Here is an 18,159-nt window from a genome sequence, read left to right as displayed (position 1 = left end):
TGGCTCTTTTACCGCGCGCCGTTCCGCGCCAGTTTGCGGGCGGTTCACCCGCCGCGTAGGATTCCATCATGGCCAACACGCCGAACAGCTACGACACCGGACGCCTCAACCTGCCCTTCGTCGGCATCTGTACCTTCGGCAAATATCCTTATGTCGCCGACTGGAATGCCATCGACGCCGATGTCGCGGTCATGGGCGCGCCCTTCGATTTCGGCACCCAGTGGCGCGCCGGCGCCCGGCTCGGCCCACGCTCCATCCGCGAGGCCTCCACCCTGTTCTCCTTCGGCCATGGCGGCGCCTATGACCATGAGGACGACGTGACCTATCTGCCGGCGGAGAGCGTGAGGGTGGTGGATATCGGCGATGCCGACATCGTGCACACCGACACCATGCAGAGCCATGCCGGCATCGAGGCCGGGGTGCGCGCCATCCTGAAGGCGGGCGCGCTGCCGGTGGTGCTGGGTGGCGATCACTCGATCAACATTCCCTGCATCAACGCCTTCGACGAGGACTGCGCGAAGAACGGGCCCATCCACCTCGTGCAGTTCGACGCCCATCTCGATTTCGTCGACGAGCGCCACGGCGTGCGCTACGGTCACGGCAACCCCATGCGCCGCGCCGCCGAGAAGCCCTATGTCAGCGGCCTGTCCCAGCTCGGCATCCGCAACGTGTCCTCCACCGCGAAGGAGGGCTACGAGGCCGCCCGCTCCATGGGCTCCGACATCCTCTCGGTGCGGCAGATCCGCAAGCTGGGGGTCGAGGCGGTGCTGGAGCGGATTCCCGCCGGCGCGCGCTACTACGTGACCATCGACATCGACGGCTTCGATCCCTCCATCGCGCCCGGCACCGGCACGCCCAGCCATGGTGGCTTCGTCTATTACGAGGTGCTGGAGATGCTGGCCGGACTGGCGAAGCGCGGCACCATCGTGGGCGTCGATCTCGTGGAAGTGGCGCCCGACTACGATCACACCGGCACTACCGCCATCCTCGCCGCGCAAATCCTGATGAACCTCATCGGCCGCATCATGCATGCCCGGGGGGTGTGAGACGGTTGATTCCGCCATGGCCGGGCCAGTCTCCGGCCATCCCGGTTCGCGAAAGGGATGTTTCGGCGGGGCGGCAGCCGCAAACGCCGCCGCGGGCGGGCAGTACGTGAACGCCCGCCTGCCATCCTTGCACGCGCCTTGCCTCACCCGGCGGACAGCTTCCGGAGCCCGACCATGATCGCCAATCCCATCCCCTGGCCGAACGGAGCGAAATGCGCCGCCTGCCTGACCTTCGACATGGATGCCGACAGCCTCATCCATCTCGCCTTCCCCGATGACGGGCACAACCGGGTCGCGCAGGTGTCGATGCTGCGCTACGGGCCGGAGGTGGCGGTGCCGCGCATCGTGGAGACCTATCGTCGGCTCGGCATCCGGCAGACCTTCTATCTGCCCGCCTGGTGCATGGAGCAGTATCCCCGCGCGGTGGAAACCATTCTCGCGGGCGGCCACGAGATCGGCCATCACGGCTACATCCACGAAAATCCCCAGCTCGCCGGCCTGGAGGAACAGGCCCACTGGCTCGATGTCTCGACCGAGGTGCACCTGCGCATGACCGGCCGGGCGCCACGCGGCTGGCGCGCGCCGACGTATCGTTTTTCCTCCCATTCGCTGGACCTGCTGCTGGATCGCGGCTTCGCCTATGATGCCTCGCTGATGGGCGACGACCTGCCCTATCTCATCGAGAGCCGGCGCGACGGCCGGCGGCTGGTGGAACTGCCGAGCCATTGGGGCCTCGACGACTGGCCGCAATTCGTCCAGTCTGGCGACCTCGGCTACCTGATGCCGATCCGCGCGCCTTCCGATGGCTGGCGCATCTATCGGGAGGAATTCGAGGCGGCCTACCAGCACGGCGCGCTATGGGTCGCGGTGTGCCACCCCTTCGCCACCGGCCGGCTCGCCCGCTGGCACGAGGCGGCGCGCTTCCTCGAGGAGATCGTCGCACGGGGCGATGTCTGGCTGGCGCCGATGGAGGACATCGCCGCCCATCTGCGCATGCTGGTAGCGACCGGATCCTACGCGCCGCGTATCGAGCTCATTCCGCAATATCAGGCACCCATCGGGCGGCCGCACACACCGGCCTGAGCCCTGCCGGAAAGAATACGCCGAAAGGGGAGCATCCCGTCGAACCTTCCGGAGCTTTTGCACTGAAGCGGCGGAACCGTGAAGGAGGTGCGACGTTTTCGCGCTATGCTCCCGTGCCGTCTTGCCGGCGTCACGGCGGGTCGCGATATGCTCTTATATAATTCTTATAAATGGAGCGCCTCCCATGTCTCGCCTTCTTCGTCTTTCCGCCGCGATCGGCCTTGCCGGCCTCGTCGCGACCGGCCTTGCTGCGCCCGCGCTCGCCGCGAGCGCGGCCGACGTGCTCGCTGCCGCGGGCAAGAAGCCGACCGACACGCTCACCGTGCAGGAGGCTATCGACCTCGGTACCAAGCTGTTCTCGGCCATCAACCCCGACGGCGACACAACGCTTGAGCCGGACGAAACCGAAGGCCGCCTGACCAAGAAGGACTGGGCCAAGGTCAATAAGGACGGCGACCAGACGCTGGAAATGGACGAGTGGCTCGGCATCGTCCGCGCCCGCTTCAATGCCGCGGACAAGAACAAGGATGGCAAGCTGACCGTGAAGGAGCTCGACTCCAAGGCCGGCCAGCAGCTCATTCTGGTGCTGGTGAAATAGGCCCTGTCTCATACGGATCCGGATGGCCGGCGGCGGAACGTCGCCGGCCTCCAGCGTTGAAGAACCGGCCACCGCCGCAACAGGATATCGACCAGACCAGGCGCCGCCAGTCTGCCGGAGCTGATGCTCAGCCTTCAGCCTTCAGCCTTCAGCCTTCAGCCTTCAGCCTTCAGCCTTCCAGCTGTTCCCGCTCGGCGGTGAGCCTGTCGAGCAGTTCCTGCTGTTCGGCCAGGCGGTCGGCCGTGAAATTCTCGTCGCCGGCACCGGAATAGGCTGCGGCCTGCTCGGTCAGCACGCGCATGTTCTCCCGCACATCGGCGATGCGGCGGTCGAGTTCGGCAGCGCTTGCCATGGACGGCGGCTGCGGGGCGGGATCGGTCGGCATCGGCATCTCCTCGACATCTGCGGTACGGGCCTTGGCGCGACGGTAGCCGCCGCACCTGTCCGCGCAACTAAACATAGGATAGCGCGCGCGCCTTGCGCCCCCGCCCTGCCGAAAATTCCGTCAGCGCCGGCAGGAAATCGGTCGGCAGGCAATCGCCGTCCCTTCCGGTCCGTTCATCTCCACAGCGCCGCGAATTCCTCCAGCTCCCCCGCATTCAGGTCGGACACGGCCCAGAACACCATGCCTCCCGCCTTCCAGCGCACGAAATTATAACCGTCACGCGCGCCCGAGCCGCTTACGAACGCCTCGTCGCCGGCAGGCCAGATGAAGAGGTCGATGATGTGCTCCCGCCGCTTGTAAACCAGCGTCCCGGCGGTGTGCCCGGGCAGATAGTCCAGCCGTCCGCCGATCAGCGGGAAGCCGGCCTGCGTGAGGTCCTTCACCGGTGGCGAAAAAGGAAGCCGGCCGGCGAACCAGGGTTTGACGGTGTGCTGCTCGCTCGACGCCACGTCCATCAGGTGATCGGGCTGGAGCGCCCGGATATGCGCAGCGACGATCCAGTCCGGCATAGCATCGCCACGCGGCAGCAGGGCGAACAGCATGAGGGAAGCGGCAAGAGAAGCGGCAAGCGCAACGCCGGCCGCACCGAGTGCGGCGCGCCGCCAGCGGCCGCCGCCGCCCTTGCCCGCGGCCTCCTTCGCCAGCCGCGTGCGCACCGCCTCACGCAGCAGCTCGGGCGCACGGTGGCGCGGCAGTCCATGCATGCGGGACGACAGGCTGAGCAGGCGCTGCTGCAGCCGGGCGCAGGAGGGACAGATCTCCAGATGAGCGGCCACGCGCGCCGCCTCGGCCGGTTCCAGCTCGCCATCGACATCGGCCTGGATCAGCAGGTGCATGGAGGCGCAGTTGTCAGGAATCATGCTCGCCTCCCTCCCCTGCCGCGCCCATCAGCATCTTGCGGGCGCGCCACAGCCGGGACATGACCGTGCCGATCGGCACGCCGGTGATCTGCGCGATCTGTTTATAGGACAGCTCTTCAAGTTCCTTGAGCACGAGACACTCGCGCAGTTCCGGCGGCAAGGCGCGGAGCGCATCGGTCAGGCGCTCGGCGTCCTCGGCCCCGGAGAGCGCGGCTTCCGGATTCGCGCCGGGGTCCGGAACGTTCAGCACCTGCTCGTCCGCCGTCATCTCGCGGGCATCCGTGTGCCGCAATGCCTGCTGGCGGGCGGCGAGTGCCGTATAGGCGGTGTTGCGCACGATGCGCATGAGCCACGCCCGCGGATCGCCGCCGCGAAAGGAAGCGAAATAGGTCAGTCCCCGCACCACGGAGTCTTGCACCACGTCCTCCGCCAGCTGCGCATCGCGGACCAGCCATCGCGCGAGATTGTAGGCGGCGTCGAGATTGGGCAGCACGACCTGCTCGAAACTCGGCTGCTCCTGCTGGGGCGGCACGGAATCCCTCGGTCGGAAACGCCATCTCACAGGCCGGCCTCACTACCGTCAGACCGGGCCGGCCGCACCTGCAACGAAATCTCCGGCAGATGCGGCGCGAGGTGCATGAATGGCTTCCATCGTGACCAATCGGCCTGAAAACCGACGAGCGCGATCGTAGGAACGGCAATGCCGGTCGTTTTCATACCATCGGCTCATTCGGCTTTCCATGCGTTCCACTGCGGCCGAGGCATTCCGTCGACTCCACAACCTGCTGATTGAAGACAGGACCGGAAGAACCCGCGTTTTATTCGCGGCAACGTCCCCGCCCGCAAAAAAATCGCCGCGCCCGCGAATAAACGCGCCCGCCGCCCGGTCTGTTATCCGTGCGGGGGCGTTTTCCGATGCGATGCGGATCGATTCAGGTTGTGGCTGCGGCCTCCGCTGAGGCGGGCAAGGTTGGACGCAGCCACAAGGCGGTGGCGAAGGATCAAGCCGGATTCCGGCGGGCGTTTCGGGGCGGAAAACGCCCATGACTCTCTTCGCCACCGCCATACTTACGGGTGCCGGCGTGGGACTGTCCATCGCCGCGCCGATCGGCCCGGCGAGCATGCTGTGTATCCAGCGCACCATCGCCGCCGGATGGCTGACCGGCCTCGTCACCGGTCTCGGTGTCGCCACGGTGCACCTCACCTATGGCGCGCTGGTCGCCGGCTGCGGAACGGCCTTCGTCGCGCTCTGGTCAGATGCGGCGCTGCTGTCACTGGCTTCCGGGCTGGTCCTCCTCGTGTTTTCGGTCCGGGTCTTGCGGCGCAGCCCGGTGCTGCCATGCGCGGCGGAGAGCCGCCGCAACCTTGCCTCGGCCTATTGCGGTGCCGTCGGATTCGGCTTCCTCAATCCCGTCACGCCTATCCTCTTTGCGGCCGCCGCGCCCGCCTTCCTCGATCATGGGACCACGCAGGTGCTGCTGGCCGCCGGCGTCTTTCTCGGCTCCTTCGGTTGGTGGATCCTGTTGAGCATCACCGCGGCTCTTCTGCGCGGGCGGCTCACCAACCGCCGGCTCCATGTGATGAACAGGGGCGCGGGCCTGCTGCTCGCCGCCCTCGCGGTGAACATGATGATGAAGGGCGCGCTGGCCGCCATGCCCGCCGTTGAGCAGGCCGGGGTACATCTCTCATGGAGCAGCCGGGGACCCAACAACATGGCCGGGCAGGACGCCGCGGCCCGGACGCCTCGCAACTAGAACATCGCGCCGGGGGAGCCGCGCTGGCGTGCGGAAGCCCTGCGTTACCCCATCTTCACGCGATGCCCCGCCACTCCCGGCAGCGCCTCACCGCCTCGGCGAAACGCGCGCGCCTCTCCTCCCGTTTGCGCGCACCCGCATGGGTCGGCGCAAGAGTCTCCTCAGGCGCCGTCAAGGGGACGACCTCGGCGCCCATCGCCGCCGCCGCGAGCAGGGCGGCGCCATAGGCGGTGCGCTCGCTAAAGGCGCTGCGCACCACCTGCCGCCCCAGCACATCGGCGAGGAACCGGCAGAAATAGCCGCTGCGGCTCAGTCCTCCGTCGATGGAGATGGCCTGCGCGGGCAGAACACCAAGCTGGACATGCCGGTCGATGGCGGCCACCACCTCCGCTGTGCGCAGCGCGATGCCCTCGACGAGCGCCTGCCGGAGATCGGCCCGCGTCGTCGCCCCGCTCATGCCGAGCCACATGGCGGCGGCCGTGCGGTCCCAATGCGGACAGGCAAGGCCCGACAAAGCGGGCACGAATACGAGGCCGCGGTCGATGGCGGCCGGCGCGTCGAACCGATCGAGCTGGCTGACCTCGTCGAGCACGCCGATGCGGATGGCCCATTCGACCGCGGAGCCGGCATCGTAGACGCCGCCATCCAGCGCATAGGTGGTCTGCGATGCGGTGCTCCACGCCACCGTCGGCAGCAACCCCTCGCCTTTCGCGCGGATGATGTCGCCCCCCGTCACCGCCAGCGCGAAGGCCCCGGTGCCAAAGGTGATCTTCGCCGCGCCCGGCATGCGGCAGCCATGCCCATAGAGGGAGGCCTGCTGATCCACCAGCGCAGCGAGCACCGGCGCCCCGGCGATCCGGCCCCGCACACCCGCACTCGGCCGGATCTGCGGCAGCGCCGCCATGGGCACGCCGAACAGACGGCACAGCTCCGGGTCCCACGCACAGGTCGCGAGGTTCATCAGCGACGTGCGCGAGGCGGTGGTCGGGTCGGTGGAAAAGCTGCCGGCCAGCCGGTCGAGAAAAAACGCATCCGTGGTGCCGAGCCGCAGCCGCCCTGCCCGCGCCGCTGCGCCCACCGCCGGCACGTTGTCGAGCAGCCACGCCAGTTTCGAGGCAGAGAAATAGGCATCGAGCGGCAGCCCGCTGCTCCGGGCGATCTCGGGCGGGGCGTCCGCAAGACCGCCCAGCCTTGCCGCCGTCCGGTTGTCCTGCCAGACGATGACGGGCGACAGCGGTTCCCCGCTCACCGCGTCCCAGGCGAGACAGCTCTCGCCCTGATTGGCGAGCGCCACCGCGTCCGCCGTGCCCGCCGCGGCAAGGCAGGCGCGGACATTGGCGAGGAGTTCCGCCGCATCCTGCTCCACCCATCCCGCCTGCGGATGAAAGGTCGCGTGGCGGACGATGTGAGCGATGTCGGCAGCACCCGTCGCGGTATCGAGCACCAGTGCGCGGGTCGAGGTCGTTCCCTGGTCGATCGCAACGACCCGCATGGCGCTATTCCTCGATACCGACCCGCAACCGCCTCACCCCTTCCGCCAAGGCTGGGATCGCCATGTCGATCCGCCGTTCGGGAAGAAGCCGCGCGCGGGGCCGCGCCGCCACCTGTCCGTCATCCGTGCCCACCACGATCCGGCCGTTCCGGGCGCCGCCGACGCGAATCTGCAGCCTTCCCATGCCGGGCGCCGAGCCGGCGAGGCGCTGCGGGACGACATAAGCAATGCCCGGACCAGCCTGCACCTCCACCGGCGTCTCATGGCCCTGGCTGCTCCCGAGGAGGTCGTCGGCAAGGCCGTCGGCGATCATCCGCGCCTCCGCCCAGCAGCGCCCGGCGGTTTCCACCGGATGCAGCAGATTTCCGGCGGCCAGCACGCGGCGGTCGCTGGTGCGGCCGAGCTGGTCGATGGAGGGCCCCCGCGTGCCCGGGTCGATCTCCAGACCGGCGGCCCGCACCATCGTCGCTTCCGGCGTGAAGCGCCCGGTCAGCACCACGCCGTCGCAGGCAAGGCGCTCCATCGCGCCATCGGCATGGTCCAGCGTCACCGCCTCGACCCGCGAGACACCTTCGATCCGCGCCAAGGCCGCGCCATAGCGCACCGGAACCCCAAGCAGGCGCGGCAGCAGCAGGAAAGGCCGGCGCGTCGTAGGACGCTCATCGGCCTCGATCATCGCGACCGGCCGGGCGCCGATGGAACGGCAGGTCAGCAGCGCCGACAACGCCACGAGTTCGCTGCCCACGATCACCGGGCGGCGGAAAGGCGAGAGCCCGCGCTCGGCGAGAAGCTGGAGGGCCCCGGTCGTCATCACACCCAGCGGGCGGTCGCCGCCGATGAGCCGGGCCGAGCGCGGCGTCTCGCGCACGCCGGTCGCCAACAGGATACGCTGCGGCATCAGACGTGCCATGCCGGCATCCGAGGTCACGGTCGCGACCAGCGGCTGCCCCCGGTCGATGCCGACCAGCGTGGTGGCGAGCCGGAGTTCGACGCCCGCCTTGCGGGCCCGGTCCGCCAGCGCCTGCGCATAGGCGGGACCCGTGAGGATGCGGGCGAACTCCCGCATCCCGAAGGGCGAGTGCCCGCAATGCCGGGGAATGCCGCCGGGCAACGGATCCCGGTCGATCACGACCACAGTGCCGAGGCCGCGCTCGCGCAGCCGGGTCGCCGCCGCGAGGCCGGCCGGGCCGGCACCGACGACGAGCACGTCGCACGCTTCGATCATGAGCCGCCACCCTCGGCAAGTGGCACTTGGAGCCGCCCGCGCGTCAGCTCGGCCAGGCGACCGAGGCAGCCGAAGCCCTGACAGCGGCCCATGGCGCAGCGGGTGCGACGGCGCAGGCCGCCGAAATCGCGTGCCGGCACCTCGCCGCCCAATGCGGCCTCGATCTCGCGCAACGTCACCAGCTCGCAATGGCAGACGATCCCGCCATGGCCCGGGGACTGCCAGTCGCGCGGCAGATGCTCGGCGAGATTCGGCATGGAAACGGACGGCGCGAGGCGTGAGGGGAGATGATGCTTGGCCTCCTTCGTGTCCCGGTACAGCCGTGCCACATGCTGCGCGATGCCGAGCGACGCCGTCAGCCCGGTCGAGCGGATGCCGCCGACCGTGATCCAGCGCAGCTCCGGGCGCGCGACGATGCGGTAATGCTTTTCCTCGCTCGCCGGCCGCAACCCGGCATAGGTCGCGGTGACATCCATGCGGGCGAGCGCCGGCACCATCTCCACCGCGCGGCGGATGAGAGCCTGAAGGGTGGCGCCATCGGTCGCGGCGTGCTCGCGGTCCTGCTGCTCCTCGGCCGTGGGGCCGACCAGCACATTGCCGAAAGCCGTTCGGCACAGCACGACACCTTTGGTACGCTCGGTCGGCACCGGCAGCACGATGCTGCGCAGCAGCGCGCTCGCCGCCTTGTCGAACACCACGAACTGGCCCTTGCGCGGCCGGATCTCGAAATGCGCCGCGCCCAGCAATAGCGCCTCGATGCGGTCGCCGAACAGCCCGGCGCAGTTGATGACCGAACGGGCACGAAAGGCCCCGCGCGTGGTATCGAGAGTCCAGACCTCGCCGTTGAATGTCCCGCCCGTCACCTCGGTGGAAAAGCTCAGCCGTGCGCCGAGCGCCGTCGCCTGCCGGAGATAGGCGAGGAACGGCGACCAGGGGTCGATCACATGCTCGCCGGGCACCAGCAGCGCAGCGCGGGCGGGCGCCAGATGCGGCTCGCGCTCCGCAATCTCGGCAGCCGTGAGCAGCCGCACATCCTCGACGCCGTTTCCCACCGCCTGCGCCGCGATGGCGGGAAGCGCCGCCTCCTCCGCCCGCGACCACGCGACCACCATGGCGCCGGTCTCCAGAACGGGCAGGTTGAACCCCTCTCGGATCGCCAGATATTCGCGATAGCCCGCCTGCATGCAGGCAAGCTCGACGCTGCCGGGCGGCGCGTCGAAGCCGGTGTGCAGAATCGCGCTGTTCGCCTTGCTGGCGCCGGAGAGCAGGTCGGCACCCTTCTCCAGCAACAGCACGGATGCCCCGTCGAGAGCGAAGCGGCGCGCCACGGCGCAGCCCACCGCGCCGGCACCGATCACCGCAACATCCGCAACCACACCCGCACCCATGCCTGACCCGGAACGCTTCGAAAAAGACTCTCTACCCTTCTTGACTGATCGGTCAATAGATATGACCATTCAATCATCATTTATGATGCTTCGGTCATCGCCATGACACCCCGGCAGCGCAGGGACAGGATCGTCGAACTCGTTCGCCAGCATGAGCGGATGAGCGTCGACGCGCTCGCGGAACAGCTCGCCGCCTCGCGCGAGACCATCCGCCGCGACCTCGCCGAACTCGACGGGCGCGGCTGGCTGCGCAAGGTCCATGGCGGCGCCAGCCTGCCCGAGCCGGGAAGCCAGGGCCGGGTGGCGGAGGGCCCCTTTAGCGAACGCCTCCGGGAGAACGGGCCGGCCAAGCGAGCCATCGCACGGCGGGCGGCGGCACTGTTCCGGCCGGGAGATTCGCTCTTCGTCGACACCGGCACCACCACGCTGTGCTTCGCCGAGGAACTCGCCCTCGCCCGCGGCCTTACCGTGATCACCAACTCCACCCCGATCGCGGCGCTGGCCGCGCGGGGCGAAGGCAGCACCGTCTTCCTCATCGGCGGACGCTACCGCGAGAGCGGCGGGGAGAATCTGGGGCCTATCGCGATCGAGCAGCTTCAGCGCTTCCACGCGCTCCATGCGGTGCTCACCATCGGCGCGATCGGGCGGGACGGCGTATCGGACTTCGACGAGGCCGAGGCCGAGATCGCCCGGATGATGATCCGGCAGGCGCGCAGCGTCACCGTGCTGGCGGACGGCTCCAAATTCGCCGGCGCCGGCATCTTCTCGGTCGCGCCGCTCGCGGAAATCGACCGGCTGGTGACCGACGCCCCGCCGCCCGCCGCGATGGCCGACCGGCTGATCGCGGACGGTGTCGAGGTGCTCCTCGCGGGAGCTGCGACATGAACCGTCCCATTCACCCCGCAGGGCTGGCCTTTCGAAGTGGCCCCGTCCTTTTCCGGCAAAGCGGTGCTTTTTGGGGGAGCCATTCGGGGGAAAGCTGCCTTCCGAACCCCGCCGCATCCCCGTGAGACCGGCGGCTTGAGAAGGAGAACGCGATGACCGAGCCGACCCCGGACTATTCCAAGGGCGCCGCCTATATGAACGGCGTCTATGTCCCCATCTCCGAGGCCCGCATTCCGGTCGGCGACTGGGGCTTCGTGCATTCGGACGTGACCTATGACGTGGTGCACGTCACCGATGGCGGCTTCTTCCGCCTCGAGGACCATCTCGACCGCTTCCACAAGTCGCTTGCCGGCTATCGACTCGATCCGGGCGTGACCCGCGAGGAGATGCGCCACATCCTCGGCCGGGTGGTCGCGCTCAGCGGGCTGAAGGACGCCTTCGTGGCCATGATCTCCACCCGCGGCGTGCCGAAGGTCTATGGCTCGCGCAATCCGCTCGACTGCGCCAACACCTTCATCGCCTATGCGGTGCCGTGGGTGGACGTGATCAAGCCGGACGTGCAGGAGCGCGGCGCGCATCTGCTGGTCGCCTCGGTGCCGCGCATCTCGCCGAAATCGCTCGACCCGACGCTGAAGAACTACATGTGGCGCGACTTCACCCGCGGCATGTTCGAGGCGCTCGACAAGGGCTTCGACACCGCCATCCTGCTCGACCAGGACGGCTTCCTGACCGAAGGCTCGGGCTTCAACGTCTTCATCGTGAAGGACGACAAGGTCATCACGCCGGACCGCGGCGCGCTGGAAGGCGTGACCCGCCTGTCGGTGCTCGACCTCTGCCCGGAGCTCGGCCTCCAGCCGGTGATCGGCCCCATCACCTTCGACGACCTGATGGATGCCGACGAGGTATTCACCACCACCACCGCCGGCGGCGTGATGCCGTGCGCCCGCGTCAATGACCGCATCTACGGCAATGACCGTCCGGGCCCGATCAGCGCGAAGCTGAAGGAGACGTATTGGCGCAAGCACAAGGAAGGCTGGCACATGACGCCGGTCAACTATGCCGATGCCGAGAACCCCTTCAAGGCCGCGGCCTGAGCCGCGACCGAAGGACCGGCCGCGCCCCGGGCGGGCGCGGCGAAAGGAACACCAACGTGCCGGAACGAGGGCGGCGCCAGACCGCCCCGCAAACCTTCCAGAAGCCGGAATACCGGAGCGGGCGACCGCGCCGGGAGGAAACGCCACAAGGCCGGGCCCGCCGGGACCAGATCCCGCAACCTTAAAAACCAGAGGGCGTGGCCATGACCCATTCGAAGTGCAGTCCGTTCGACACGGCGGTCCCCTCCGCCACGTCCATCAACCGCCGCACGGTGCTCAAGACCCTTGCGGCCGGCGCAGCGACGGCGATCGCCGCGCCCTATATCCGGCCCGCCTCGGCGGCGCCGGCTCAGCTTCGCGCGCTGATGTGGGAGGTCTATGCGGTTCCCGAAATCGTGGGGGCCTTCGAGGAGAAGCACAAGATCAAGTTCTCGCCGACCTTCTTCGACGGGAATTCCGAGGCCTACAACAAGCTGCGCGTCGGCGGCACCAAGGATTTCGACCTTGTTCAGGCGGATGGCTTCTGGCCGGGCCTGTATTTCCGCGAGAAACTGATCCGCGCCATCGACTACGGCAAGATCCCCAACACCGCGAATGTCTATCCGGTGTTCAAGCCGGAGCGTTACAAGCTGCTGACCGACGAGGCCAACGGCCAGCATTTCGGCGTCACCTGGTGCTGGGGCAGCTACGGCACGACCTACAACACCGCCGGCATGCCGAAGGAGAAGGTGCAGAGCATCGAGGCGCTGTTCGACCCGGCCTTCTCCGGCCGGCTCGCCACCAGCGCCCGCTTCGAGGAGAACATCGCCCTCGCCGGCATCCTCGTCGCCACCCGCATGGGCACCAAGGACAAGCCGCGCCCCGACGGCAAGTCGTTCAACCCCTATGTGCTGACGGATGAAGAGCTGGCCGAGGTCGAGAAGCTGCTGATCCAGCAGAAGCCGCTGCTGCTCACCCGCTATCAGGACAACACCACGCTGCAGCAGCTTCTGGAGAGCGGCGCCATCGTCGCCGCGCCGGAATTCGCGCAGGTCTATCGCGTGCTCACCCAGAAGAAGGAAAAGGGCGAGATCGACCTCGACTTCGCGCACCAGCTGGTGCCGAAGGAAGGCGGCCTCGGCTGGGTCGATACCTGGCTGGTGACCTCGGGCGTGACCGACCCGGCCATGCTCGACATCTGCCACGACTTCATGAACACCTTCCTCGCGCCCGAGAACATCAAGAAGATCTCGCTCGTCGCCGGTTCCTCCGCGACCATCGACCTGCGCGCGATCTCGACCCCGGAGGAACAGAAGCTGTTCCTCATGGACCGCACCGAGGAACTGGCCAGCATGTACATGTTCGACCAGCCCTCTTCGCCGGAGAAGTGGGAGCGCGTCTGGTCGCGCATGCAGGCCGCCTGAGCGGACCGCGGCCGCGCCGTTCCCCGTGCGGGAGCGGCGCGACACCATGGCGAGACGGCCCACCCGGCGCGCACGCGTTCGCCGGGCGGCCCAGGCCCGGGCGCATCCGCCGTCGGGGCCTTCCGCCTTCTGTCCCCTTGCACACCGGGAGTGCGGCGTGGCCTACATAACCCTCGACGGCGTATCCAAGCAGTATGGGAGCGTCTGGGCGGTCGATCGCGTCACCATGGCGATCGAGAAGCACGAATTCGTGTCGCTGCTCGGCCCCAGCGGCTCCGGCAAGACGACGCTTCTGCGCATCATCGCCGGGCTGGAGACGCCGACCCAGGGCCGCGTGCTCATCGATGGCGAGGATGTCACCCACCTGCCGCCGCACCGGCGCGGGGTGGCGATGGTGTTCCAGGAATTCCTGCTGTTCCCCCACCGCACCGTCTACGAGAACCTCGCCTTCCCTCTTCGCATGCTCAAGCTGCCCAAGGGCGAGATCGAGGAGCGGGTGGAGTGGGTGCTCGGTATCCTCGCCTTGCGCGGGCTGGAGAAGCGCTATCCCAACCAGCTCTCCGGCGGCCAGCAGCAGCGCGTCGCGCTGGGCCGCGGCCTCGTCGGGCGGCCGAAGGTGCTGCTGCTCGACGAACCGCTCGCCAATCTCGATCGCGAATTGCGGCAGGAGATGGAGGTCGAGATCCGCAAGCACCAGACGGCGCTCGGCATCCCCTTCATCTATGTCACCCACAACCAGGAAGAGGCGCTGAGCATGAGCGACCGCATCGCGGTCGTCCGTGGCGGGCGCATCGAGGATTTCGCCGCGCGCACCGATATCTATGACCGGCCGAAGACCGCCTTCATCGCGCAGTTCGTCGGCCGCTCCAACCGCTTCGAGGGGCTGGCCGCGGCCGCGGGCGACACCACCACGCTGCGCGGCGAGGGCATCGTTATCGAGGCGCCACACCATCCCGGCCTGCCGGCGGGAAGCCGCGCGGCAGCCTATGTGAAGAACGAGAAGATCCGCCTCAAGCCCGCGACGCCGGGCGACGCCCCGGCCGCCAACGCGCTCGCGGCCACCATCCGTCATGTCATCCTGCGCGGGGCCTATGCCGAATATGTGCTCGGCTGGGCCGGCGGCGAGATCGTCGCCAGCCGGCCGCGCAGCGAGGCCGAGTTCAGCGCGGGCACCGATGTGGTCGCCTTCTGGGACAAGAGCGACGTCGACCTCTTCTCCGCGACGGGAGAGCCGTGATGAAGGCACGCCTCGCCCCTGCGCTTTTCCTCGGCCTGCCGACCGCCTTCCTCGTCGCGCTGTTCGTGCTGCCGCTGCTCTCCATGCTGGTGCTCAGCGTGTGGCGCACCGAGAGCTACCACATCATCCGCGAGTTCAATCTCGGCAATTATCATGTGCTGGCGACCGAAGGCGCCTACATGACCTTCCTCGTCCGCTCGCTCGTCATGGCAAGCGTGGTGTCGCTCATCTGCACGGCTCTCGCCTGGCCGATCGCCTATGCCATCATCCTCTATGGCGGGCGCTACCGGCTGCTGCTGACGCTGGGCTTCGCGGTGCCGTTCCTCACCGGCGAGGTGCTGCGCATCATCGCATTGCAGGGCCTGCTCGGACCGATCGGCCTGCTGAACGGGGTGCTGATGGCGCTGGGCGCGGCGCCGCTCCGGGTCATCATGTACACCAATGTCGCGAGCGCCATCGGCCTCGTCTATCTGTACCTGCCCATCGTGGTGACGGTCATCTACCTGTCACTGCTCAATTTCGACCAGCGCCTGATCGACGCCGCCAAGATCTTTGGCGCCAGCCCGGCGCGCGCCTTCATCGAGGTCACCTGGCCGCTGAACCTGTTCGGCACGCTGATCGGCTTTGCCCTGTGCTTCATTCCGTGCCTCTCCGCCACGCTGGCGCCCCGCTTCCTCGGCGGTCCGAACGGCACGCTCTACGGCATGGCGATGGCGCAGCAATTCGGCGAAAGCGGCACCTGGGCGCTCGGCGCGGCGATGGGTGTGGTGCTGTTCGCGGTGTCGGTGCTGCTGGTCGTCATCGTCGCGCGGCTCGTCGATCTGCGGCGCACCGGCTTCACCGGCTTCGGGAGGGGATGAGATGCGGGTGAAACCGGGCAAGATCGCGCTGCTGTCGATCGTCGTGCTGACCTATCTGTTCCTCTATCTGCCGATCCTCCACATCGGGCTGGCCAGCTTCGCGCGGAACTCGATCTTCCCCTATCCGCCGAAATGGACGCTGGACACCATGCAGCGCCTGTTCGCCAGCTCGTTGTACCAGACCGCGCTCGGCAACAGCCTCATCATCGGCTTCGCCTCCGCGACCATCGCCACCGCGCTGGCCGGCCTCGCGACTATCGGACTGATGCGCCATGCCGGGCGGCGGGCGCCGCTCTACCTCGCGCTGTTCATCGCTCCGCTCTTCATCGCCGAGGTGCTGCTCGGCATCTCCTCGCTGATCTTCAACGGCCTGTTCCTCGGCCTGCAGGGCAACATGGTGTCCGCCGTGCTCGCCAATGTGGTGCACTGCTTCAGCTATGCGCTGCTCATCATCGCCACCCAGCTCTACCGTTACGACTGGCGGCTCGACGATGCGGCGATGGTGTTCGGGGCGAGCCCGGCGCGCACCTTCTTCGAGGTGACGCTGCCGCTCGTCTGGCCGGGACTGCTCGGTGCCTTCATCGTCACCTTCATCATGGCGTTCAACAATCTGGAGATCTCGTTCTATCTCCTCGGCGCGACGCCCACTCTGCCCTCCGCCGCCTGGGGCGCGCTGCGCTACGGCGTGAAGCCGGAACTCTACGCGCTGGCGACCTGCGTGAACCTCGTGGTGTTCCTGCTGCTGGGCATCATGTTCGTGCTGATGATGACCGGCCTCGTCACCTTCGGCCACCGGCCGGAGCGCGAACGCAGCGCGGTGTGAGCCGGCGCGAAAGCGCGAAGGCGATGGCGCGGAACTTGCGTTTCTCCGGCGGCACCGGTCGGGGAGACATCATGCACCTGCTGGATTCACTGGCACTCGACATCGGGCGGGACGCGGACGCCCCGCTGCACCGCCAGCTCTATAGCGGGTTGGTGGAGAAGATCGCGGGCGGCGCGCTCAAGCCGGGGGAGAAGCTGCCCTCCACCCGCGATTTCGCGCGCCTGCTCGGCGTCTCCCGCAACACCGTGCTGCTCGCCTTCGACAATCTCATCTCCGAAGGCTTCCTGCAGCCGCAGACGGGATCGGGCACCTATGTCGCGCGCGAGCTGCCCGAGCAAAGGCCGGCCAAGGCGCCTGCGCGCATCAACCCCGCGATCCGGGCCGCCGGCCAGCTCAACGGCTCGTTGGCGCCGAGCACCGCCATCACCAATGTGCCGCTCACCCTGCGCCACATGCGCCGGCCGGTGCCGTTCCGCGCCAATTTCCCGGCGGTGGACATGTTCCCCGTGCAGCGCTGGGCGAGCCTCGCCGCCGGGCTCTACCGGTCCCTCGACCCGGAGACGGCGGGCGAACTGCTCGGCGAGGGCGACCCGCAGGGTTACGAGCCGCTGCGCATCGCCATTGCCGAGCATGTCGCGCTAAGCCGCGGGCTCACCTGCGGGCCGCAGAACATCGTCATCTTCGCGGGCGCGCAGCACGCGGTCGATCTCGCCTGCCGTATCCTCCTCACGCCCGGCGAGAGCGTGTGGTGCGAGGATCCCGGCTATGACGGCATCTACGCCTCCGCCACGGCGGCCGGCGCCGTGCCGGTGGCGGTGCCGGTCGACGAGGAGGGCCTGCTGGTCGGCGAGGGCATTGCCCGCGCCCCCGATGCGCGCCTCGCCTATGTCTCGCCCTCCAAGCAGTTCCCGCTCGGGATGGAATTGAGCCTTGAGCGCCGTCATGCCCTGCTGCAATGGGCAAGTGGTGCCGGCGCGTGGATTCTGGAGGACGATTACGACACCGAGTTCCGCTATGCCGGCCGTCCCATGCCCGCTCTCCACGCGCTCGACCGGGAAGGTCGCGTCCTTTATTTCGGCACCTTCAGCAAGATGCTGTTCCCCGGCCTTCGCCTCGGCTTCGCGGTGCTGCCGGATGCGCTGGTGGAGCCCTTCGTCGCGGCGCGCACCGTGGTCGGGCGCTATTCGCCGATGTTCGAGCAGGCGCTGGTCGCGCGTTTCATGGAGGAAGGCCACCTCGCCGCCCATGTACGACGGATGCGCCGGCTCTATGCACAGCGACAGGACTATCTGCTGGACGCCATCGCCACGCATCTTGCACCATGGATGACCGCCAGCCCCACCAACACGGGCATGGAGATCATCGTCCGCCTCGCGCCCGGCCTCAGCGCGCGGCAGATCGCGCAGGCGGCGGCGCGGCGGGGACTGGAGATCCTGCCCATCGCCGCACTGGCGCGCGAGGCGGAGATGGACGATCTGATCACGATGGGCTTCAGCGCCTTCGGCGAAAGCCAGATCGACGAGGGCATCGCCGTGCTGGCGGACATCCTCACGGACGCCCGCCGGGCTGGACACGGCGCCTGATCGCCGCCCTGCCTCGCCATCGCCACAGGCCGGGGGTATGGCCGCGCAGGAGACCGGCGGGTGGGGCCGCCGGAGCCGCCCACACCATGCCGGCGACGCATTACGGCGCGTCGCGCAGGAGAGGACCCCATGACAGGAACCATCGACGAGCTTCTCAGCCTCCTCACGCTGCTGGGACGGCTCATACTGGCGATGTTCCGCTTTCTCGGAGGGCGCTACGCTGCGCCGTAGCCGGACCGCCCGCGTCGGCTGCTCAGGCCAGCGAAGCGAGGGCAAAGGTGATCAGCGCCGGAAGAAAGGCGGTGATCAGGCCGGCCAGATACATTTTCATGAGGGGATGCGCTCTCGTGACGGTCGCGCCAGATGGTCCGCGACCTGGCCGC

General features: G+C 68.3%; 18 protein-coding genes. 11 read left to right on the top strand and 7 right to left on the bottom strand.

Going from position 1 to position 18,159, the window contains the following annotated elements:
* The first annotated feature begins 68 nt into the window (after positions 1-68).
* The 3 genes from speB to MWN34_RS06850 all read left to right on the top strand — a co-directional run bounded on the left by speB (position 69) and on the right by MWN34_RS06850 (position 2,727).
* A complete protein-coding gene (gene speB / locus MWN34_RS06860) occupies positions 69-1,046 on the top strand; it encodes an agmatinase (RefSeq protein WP_247027916.1) in 978 nt (325 codons plus the stop codon).
* A 174-nt stretch (positions 1,047-1,220) separates the two neighbouring features.
* The gene (locus MWN34_RS06855; protein ID WP_247027914.1) at positions 1,221-2,129 is read left to right on the top strand and encodes a polysaccharide deacetylase family protein; all 909 of its coding nucleotides are present in this window, start codon (positions 1,221-1,223) and stop codon (positions 2,127-2,129) included.
* 184 nt (positions 2,130-2,313) lie between these two features.
* Entirely contained in the window at positions 2,314-2,727 is a 414-nt protein-coding gene (locus MWN34_RS06850; protein ID WP_247027912.1) for an EF-hand domain-containing protein, read from the top strand.
* Positions 2,728-2,896: 169 nt separating this feature from the next.
* On the opposite strand, the gene MWN34_RS06845 is transcribed toward MWN34_RS06850, so the two are convergent.
* The 4 genes from MWN34_RS06845 to MWN34_RS06830 form a co-directional block, all read right to left on the bottom strand.
* A complete protein-coding gene (locus tag MWN34_RS06845; protein WP_247027910.1) occupies positions 2,897-3,112 on the bottom strand; it encodes a hypothetical protein in 216 nt (71 codons plus the stop codon).
* A 173-nt stretch (positions 3,113-3,285) separates the two neighbouring features.
* A complete protein-coding gene (locus MWN34_RS06840) occupies positions 3,286-4,032 on the bottom strand; it encodes an anti-sigma factor family protein (protein WP_247027908.1) in 747 nt (248 codons plus the stop codon).
* Positions 4,022-4,564, bottom strand: coding sequence for a sigma-70 family RNA polymerase sigma factor (locus tag MWN34_RS06835; protein WP_247027906.1), 543 nt, complete (start codon positions 4,562-4,564; stop codon positions 4,022-4,024). The genes MWN34_RS06840 and MWN34_RS06835 overlap by 11 nt, the downstream gene beginning before the upstream one ends.
* Before the next feature lie 26 nt (positions 4,565-4,590).
* Positions 4,591-4,749: a hypothetical protein gene (locus MWN34_RS06830; protein ID WP_247027904.1), complete on the bottom strand. Its 159-nt coding sequence runs from the start codon at positions 4,747-4,749 to the stop codon at positions 4,591-4,593.
* 326 nt (positions 4,750-5,075) lie between these two features.
* On the opposite strand from MWN34_RS06830, the gene MWN34_RS06825 reads away from it, so the two are divergent.
* Positions 5,076-5,786 (top strand): LysE family translocator, encoded by a 711-nt coding sequence (locus MWN34_RS06825; protein WP_247027902.1) that lies wholly within the window; start codon positions 5,076-5,078, stop codon positions 5,784-5,786.
* Positions 5,787-5,841: 55 nt separating this feature from the next.
* Here MWN34_RS06825 and MWN34_RS06820 read toward each other — a convergent pair whose 3' ends face one another.
* The 3 genes from MWN34_RS06820 to MWN34_RS06810 are packed head-to-tail and all read right to left on the bottom strand — an operon-like array spanning position 5,842 to position 9,891.
* Complete coding sequence (locus MWN34_RS06820; protein ID WP_247027900.1) at positions 5,842-7,278, bottom strand: FGGY family carbohydrate kinase; 1,437 nt, start codon at positions 7,276-7,278, stop codon at positions 5,842-5,844.
* 4 nt (positions 7,279-7,282) lie between these two features.
* Positions 7,283-8,503: an FAD-dependent oxidoreductase gene (locus MWN34_RS06815; RefSeq protein WP_247027898.1), complete on the bottom strand. Its 1,221-nt coding sequence runs from the start codon at positions 8,501-8,503 to the stop codon at positions 7,283-7,285.
* Entirely contained in the window at positions 8,500-9,891 is a 1,392-nt protein-coding gene (locus MWN34_RS06810) for an NAD(P)/FAD-dependent oxidoreductase (RefSeq protein ID WP_247027896.1), read from the bottom strand. Before MWN34_RS06810 ends, MWN34_RS06815 begins: the two co-directional genes overlap by 4 nt.
* A gap of 102 nt (positions 9,892-9,993) precedes the next feature.
* On the opposite strand from MWN34_RS06810, the gene MWN34_RS06805 reads away from it, so the two are divergent.
* The 7 genes from MWN34_RS06805 to pdxR all read left to right on the top strand — a co-directional run bounded on the left by MWN34_RS06805 (position 9,994) and on the right by pdxR (position 17,776).
* Positions 9,994-10,776: a DeoR/GlpR family DNA-binding transcription regulator gene (locus MWN34_RS06805; protein WP_247027894.1), complete on the top strand. Its 783-nt coding sequence runs from the start codon at positions 9,994-9,996 to the stop codon at positions 10,774-10,776.
* Between the two features lie 152 nt (positions 10,777-10,928).
* Positions 10,929-11,870, top strand: a complete 942-nt coding sequence (locus tag MWN34_RS06800; protein ID WP_247027892.1) for an aminotransferase class IV — start codon at positions 10,929-10,931, stop codon at positions 11,868-11,870.
* Positions 11,871-12,073: 203 nt separating this feature from the next.
* Entirely contained in the window at positions 12,074-13,273 is a 1,200-nt protein-coding gene (locus MWN34_RS06795) for an ABC transporter substrate-binding protein (RefSeq protein WP_247027890.1), read from the top strand.
* Positions 13,274-13,430: 157 nt separating this feature from the next.
* A complete protein-coding gene (locus MWN34_RS06790) occupies positions 13,431-14,510 on the top strand; it encodes an ABC transporter ATP-binding protein (RefSeq protein WP_247027888.1) in 1,080 nt (359 codons plus the stop codon).
* Entirely contained in the window at positions 14,510-15,370 is an 861-nt protein-coding gene (locus MWN34_RS06785; protein ID WP_247027887.1) for an ABC transporter permease, read from the top strand. The genes MWN34_RS06790 and MWN34_RS06785 overlap by 1 nt, the downstream gene beginning before the upstream one ends.
* Position 15,371: 1 nt before the next feature.
* Positions 15,372-16,193 (top strand): ABC transporter permease, encoded by an 822-nt coding sequence (locus MWN34_RS06780; protein ID WP_247027885.1) that lies wholly within the window; start codon positions 15,372-15,374, stop codon positions 16,191-16,193.
* A 71-nt stretch (positions 16,194-16,264) separates the two neighbouring features.
* The gene (pdxR, locus tag MWN34_RS06775; protein ID WP_247027883.1) at positions 16,265-17,776 is read left to right on the top strand and encodes a MocR-like pyridoxine biosynthesis transcription factor PdxR; all 1,512 of its coding nucleotides are present in this window, start codon (positions 16,265-16,267) and stop codon (positions 17,774-17,776) included.
* Positions 17,777-18,159: the final 383 nt, after the last annotated feature.

The organism is Ancylobacter crimeensis, from assembly GCF_023016805.1.
GTDB lineage: Bacteria > Pseudomonadota > Alphaproteobacteria > Rhizobiales > Xanthobacteraceae > Ancylobacter > Ancylobacter crimeensis.
The sequence above is the reverse complement of the archived record's forward strand: the minus strand, read 5'-3'. Positions and strand labels throughout refer to the sequence as shown.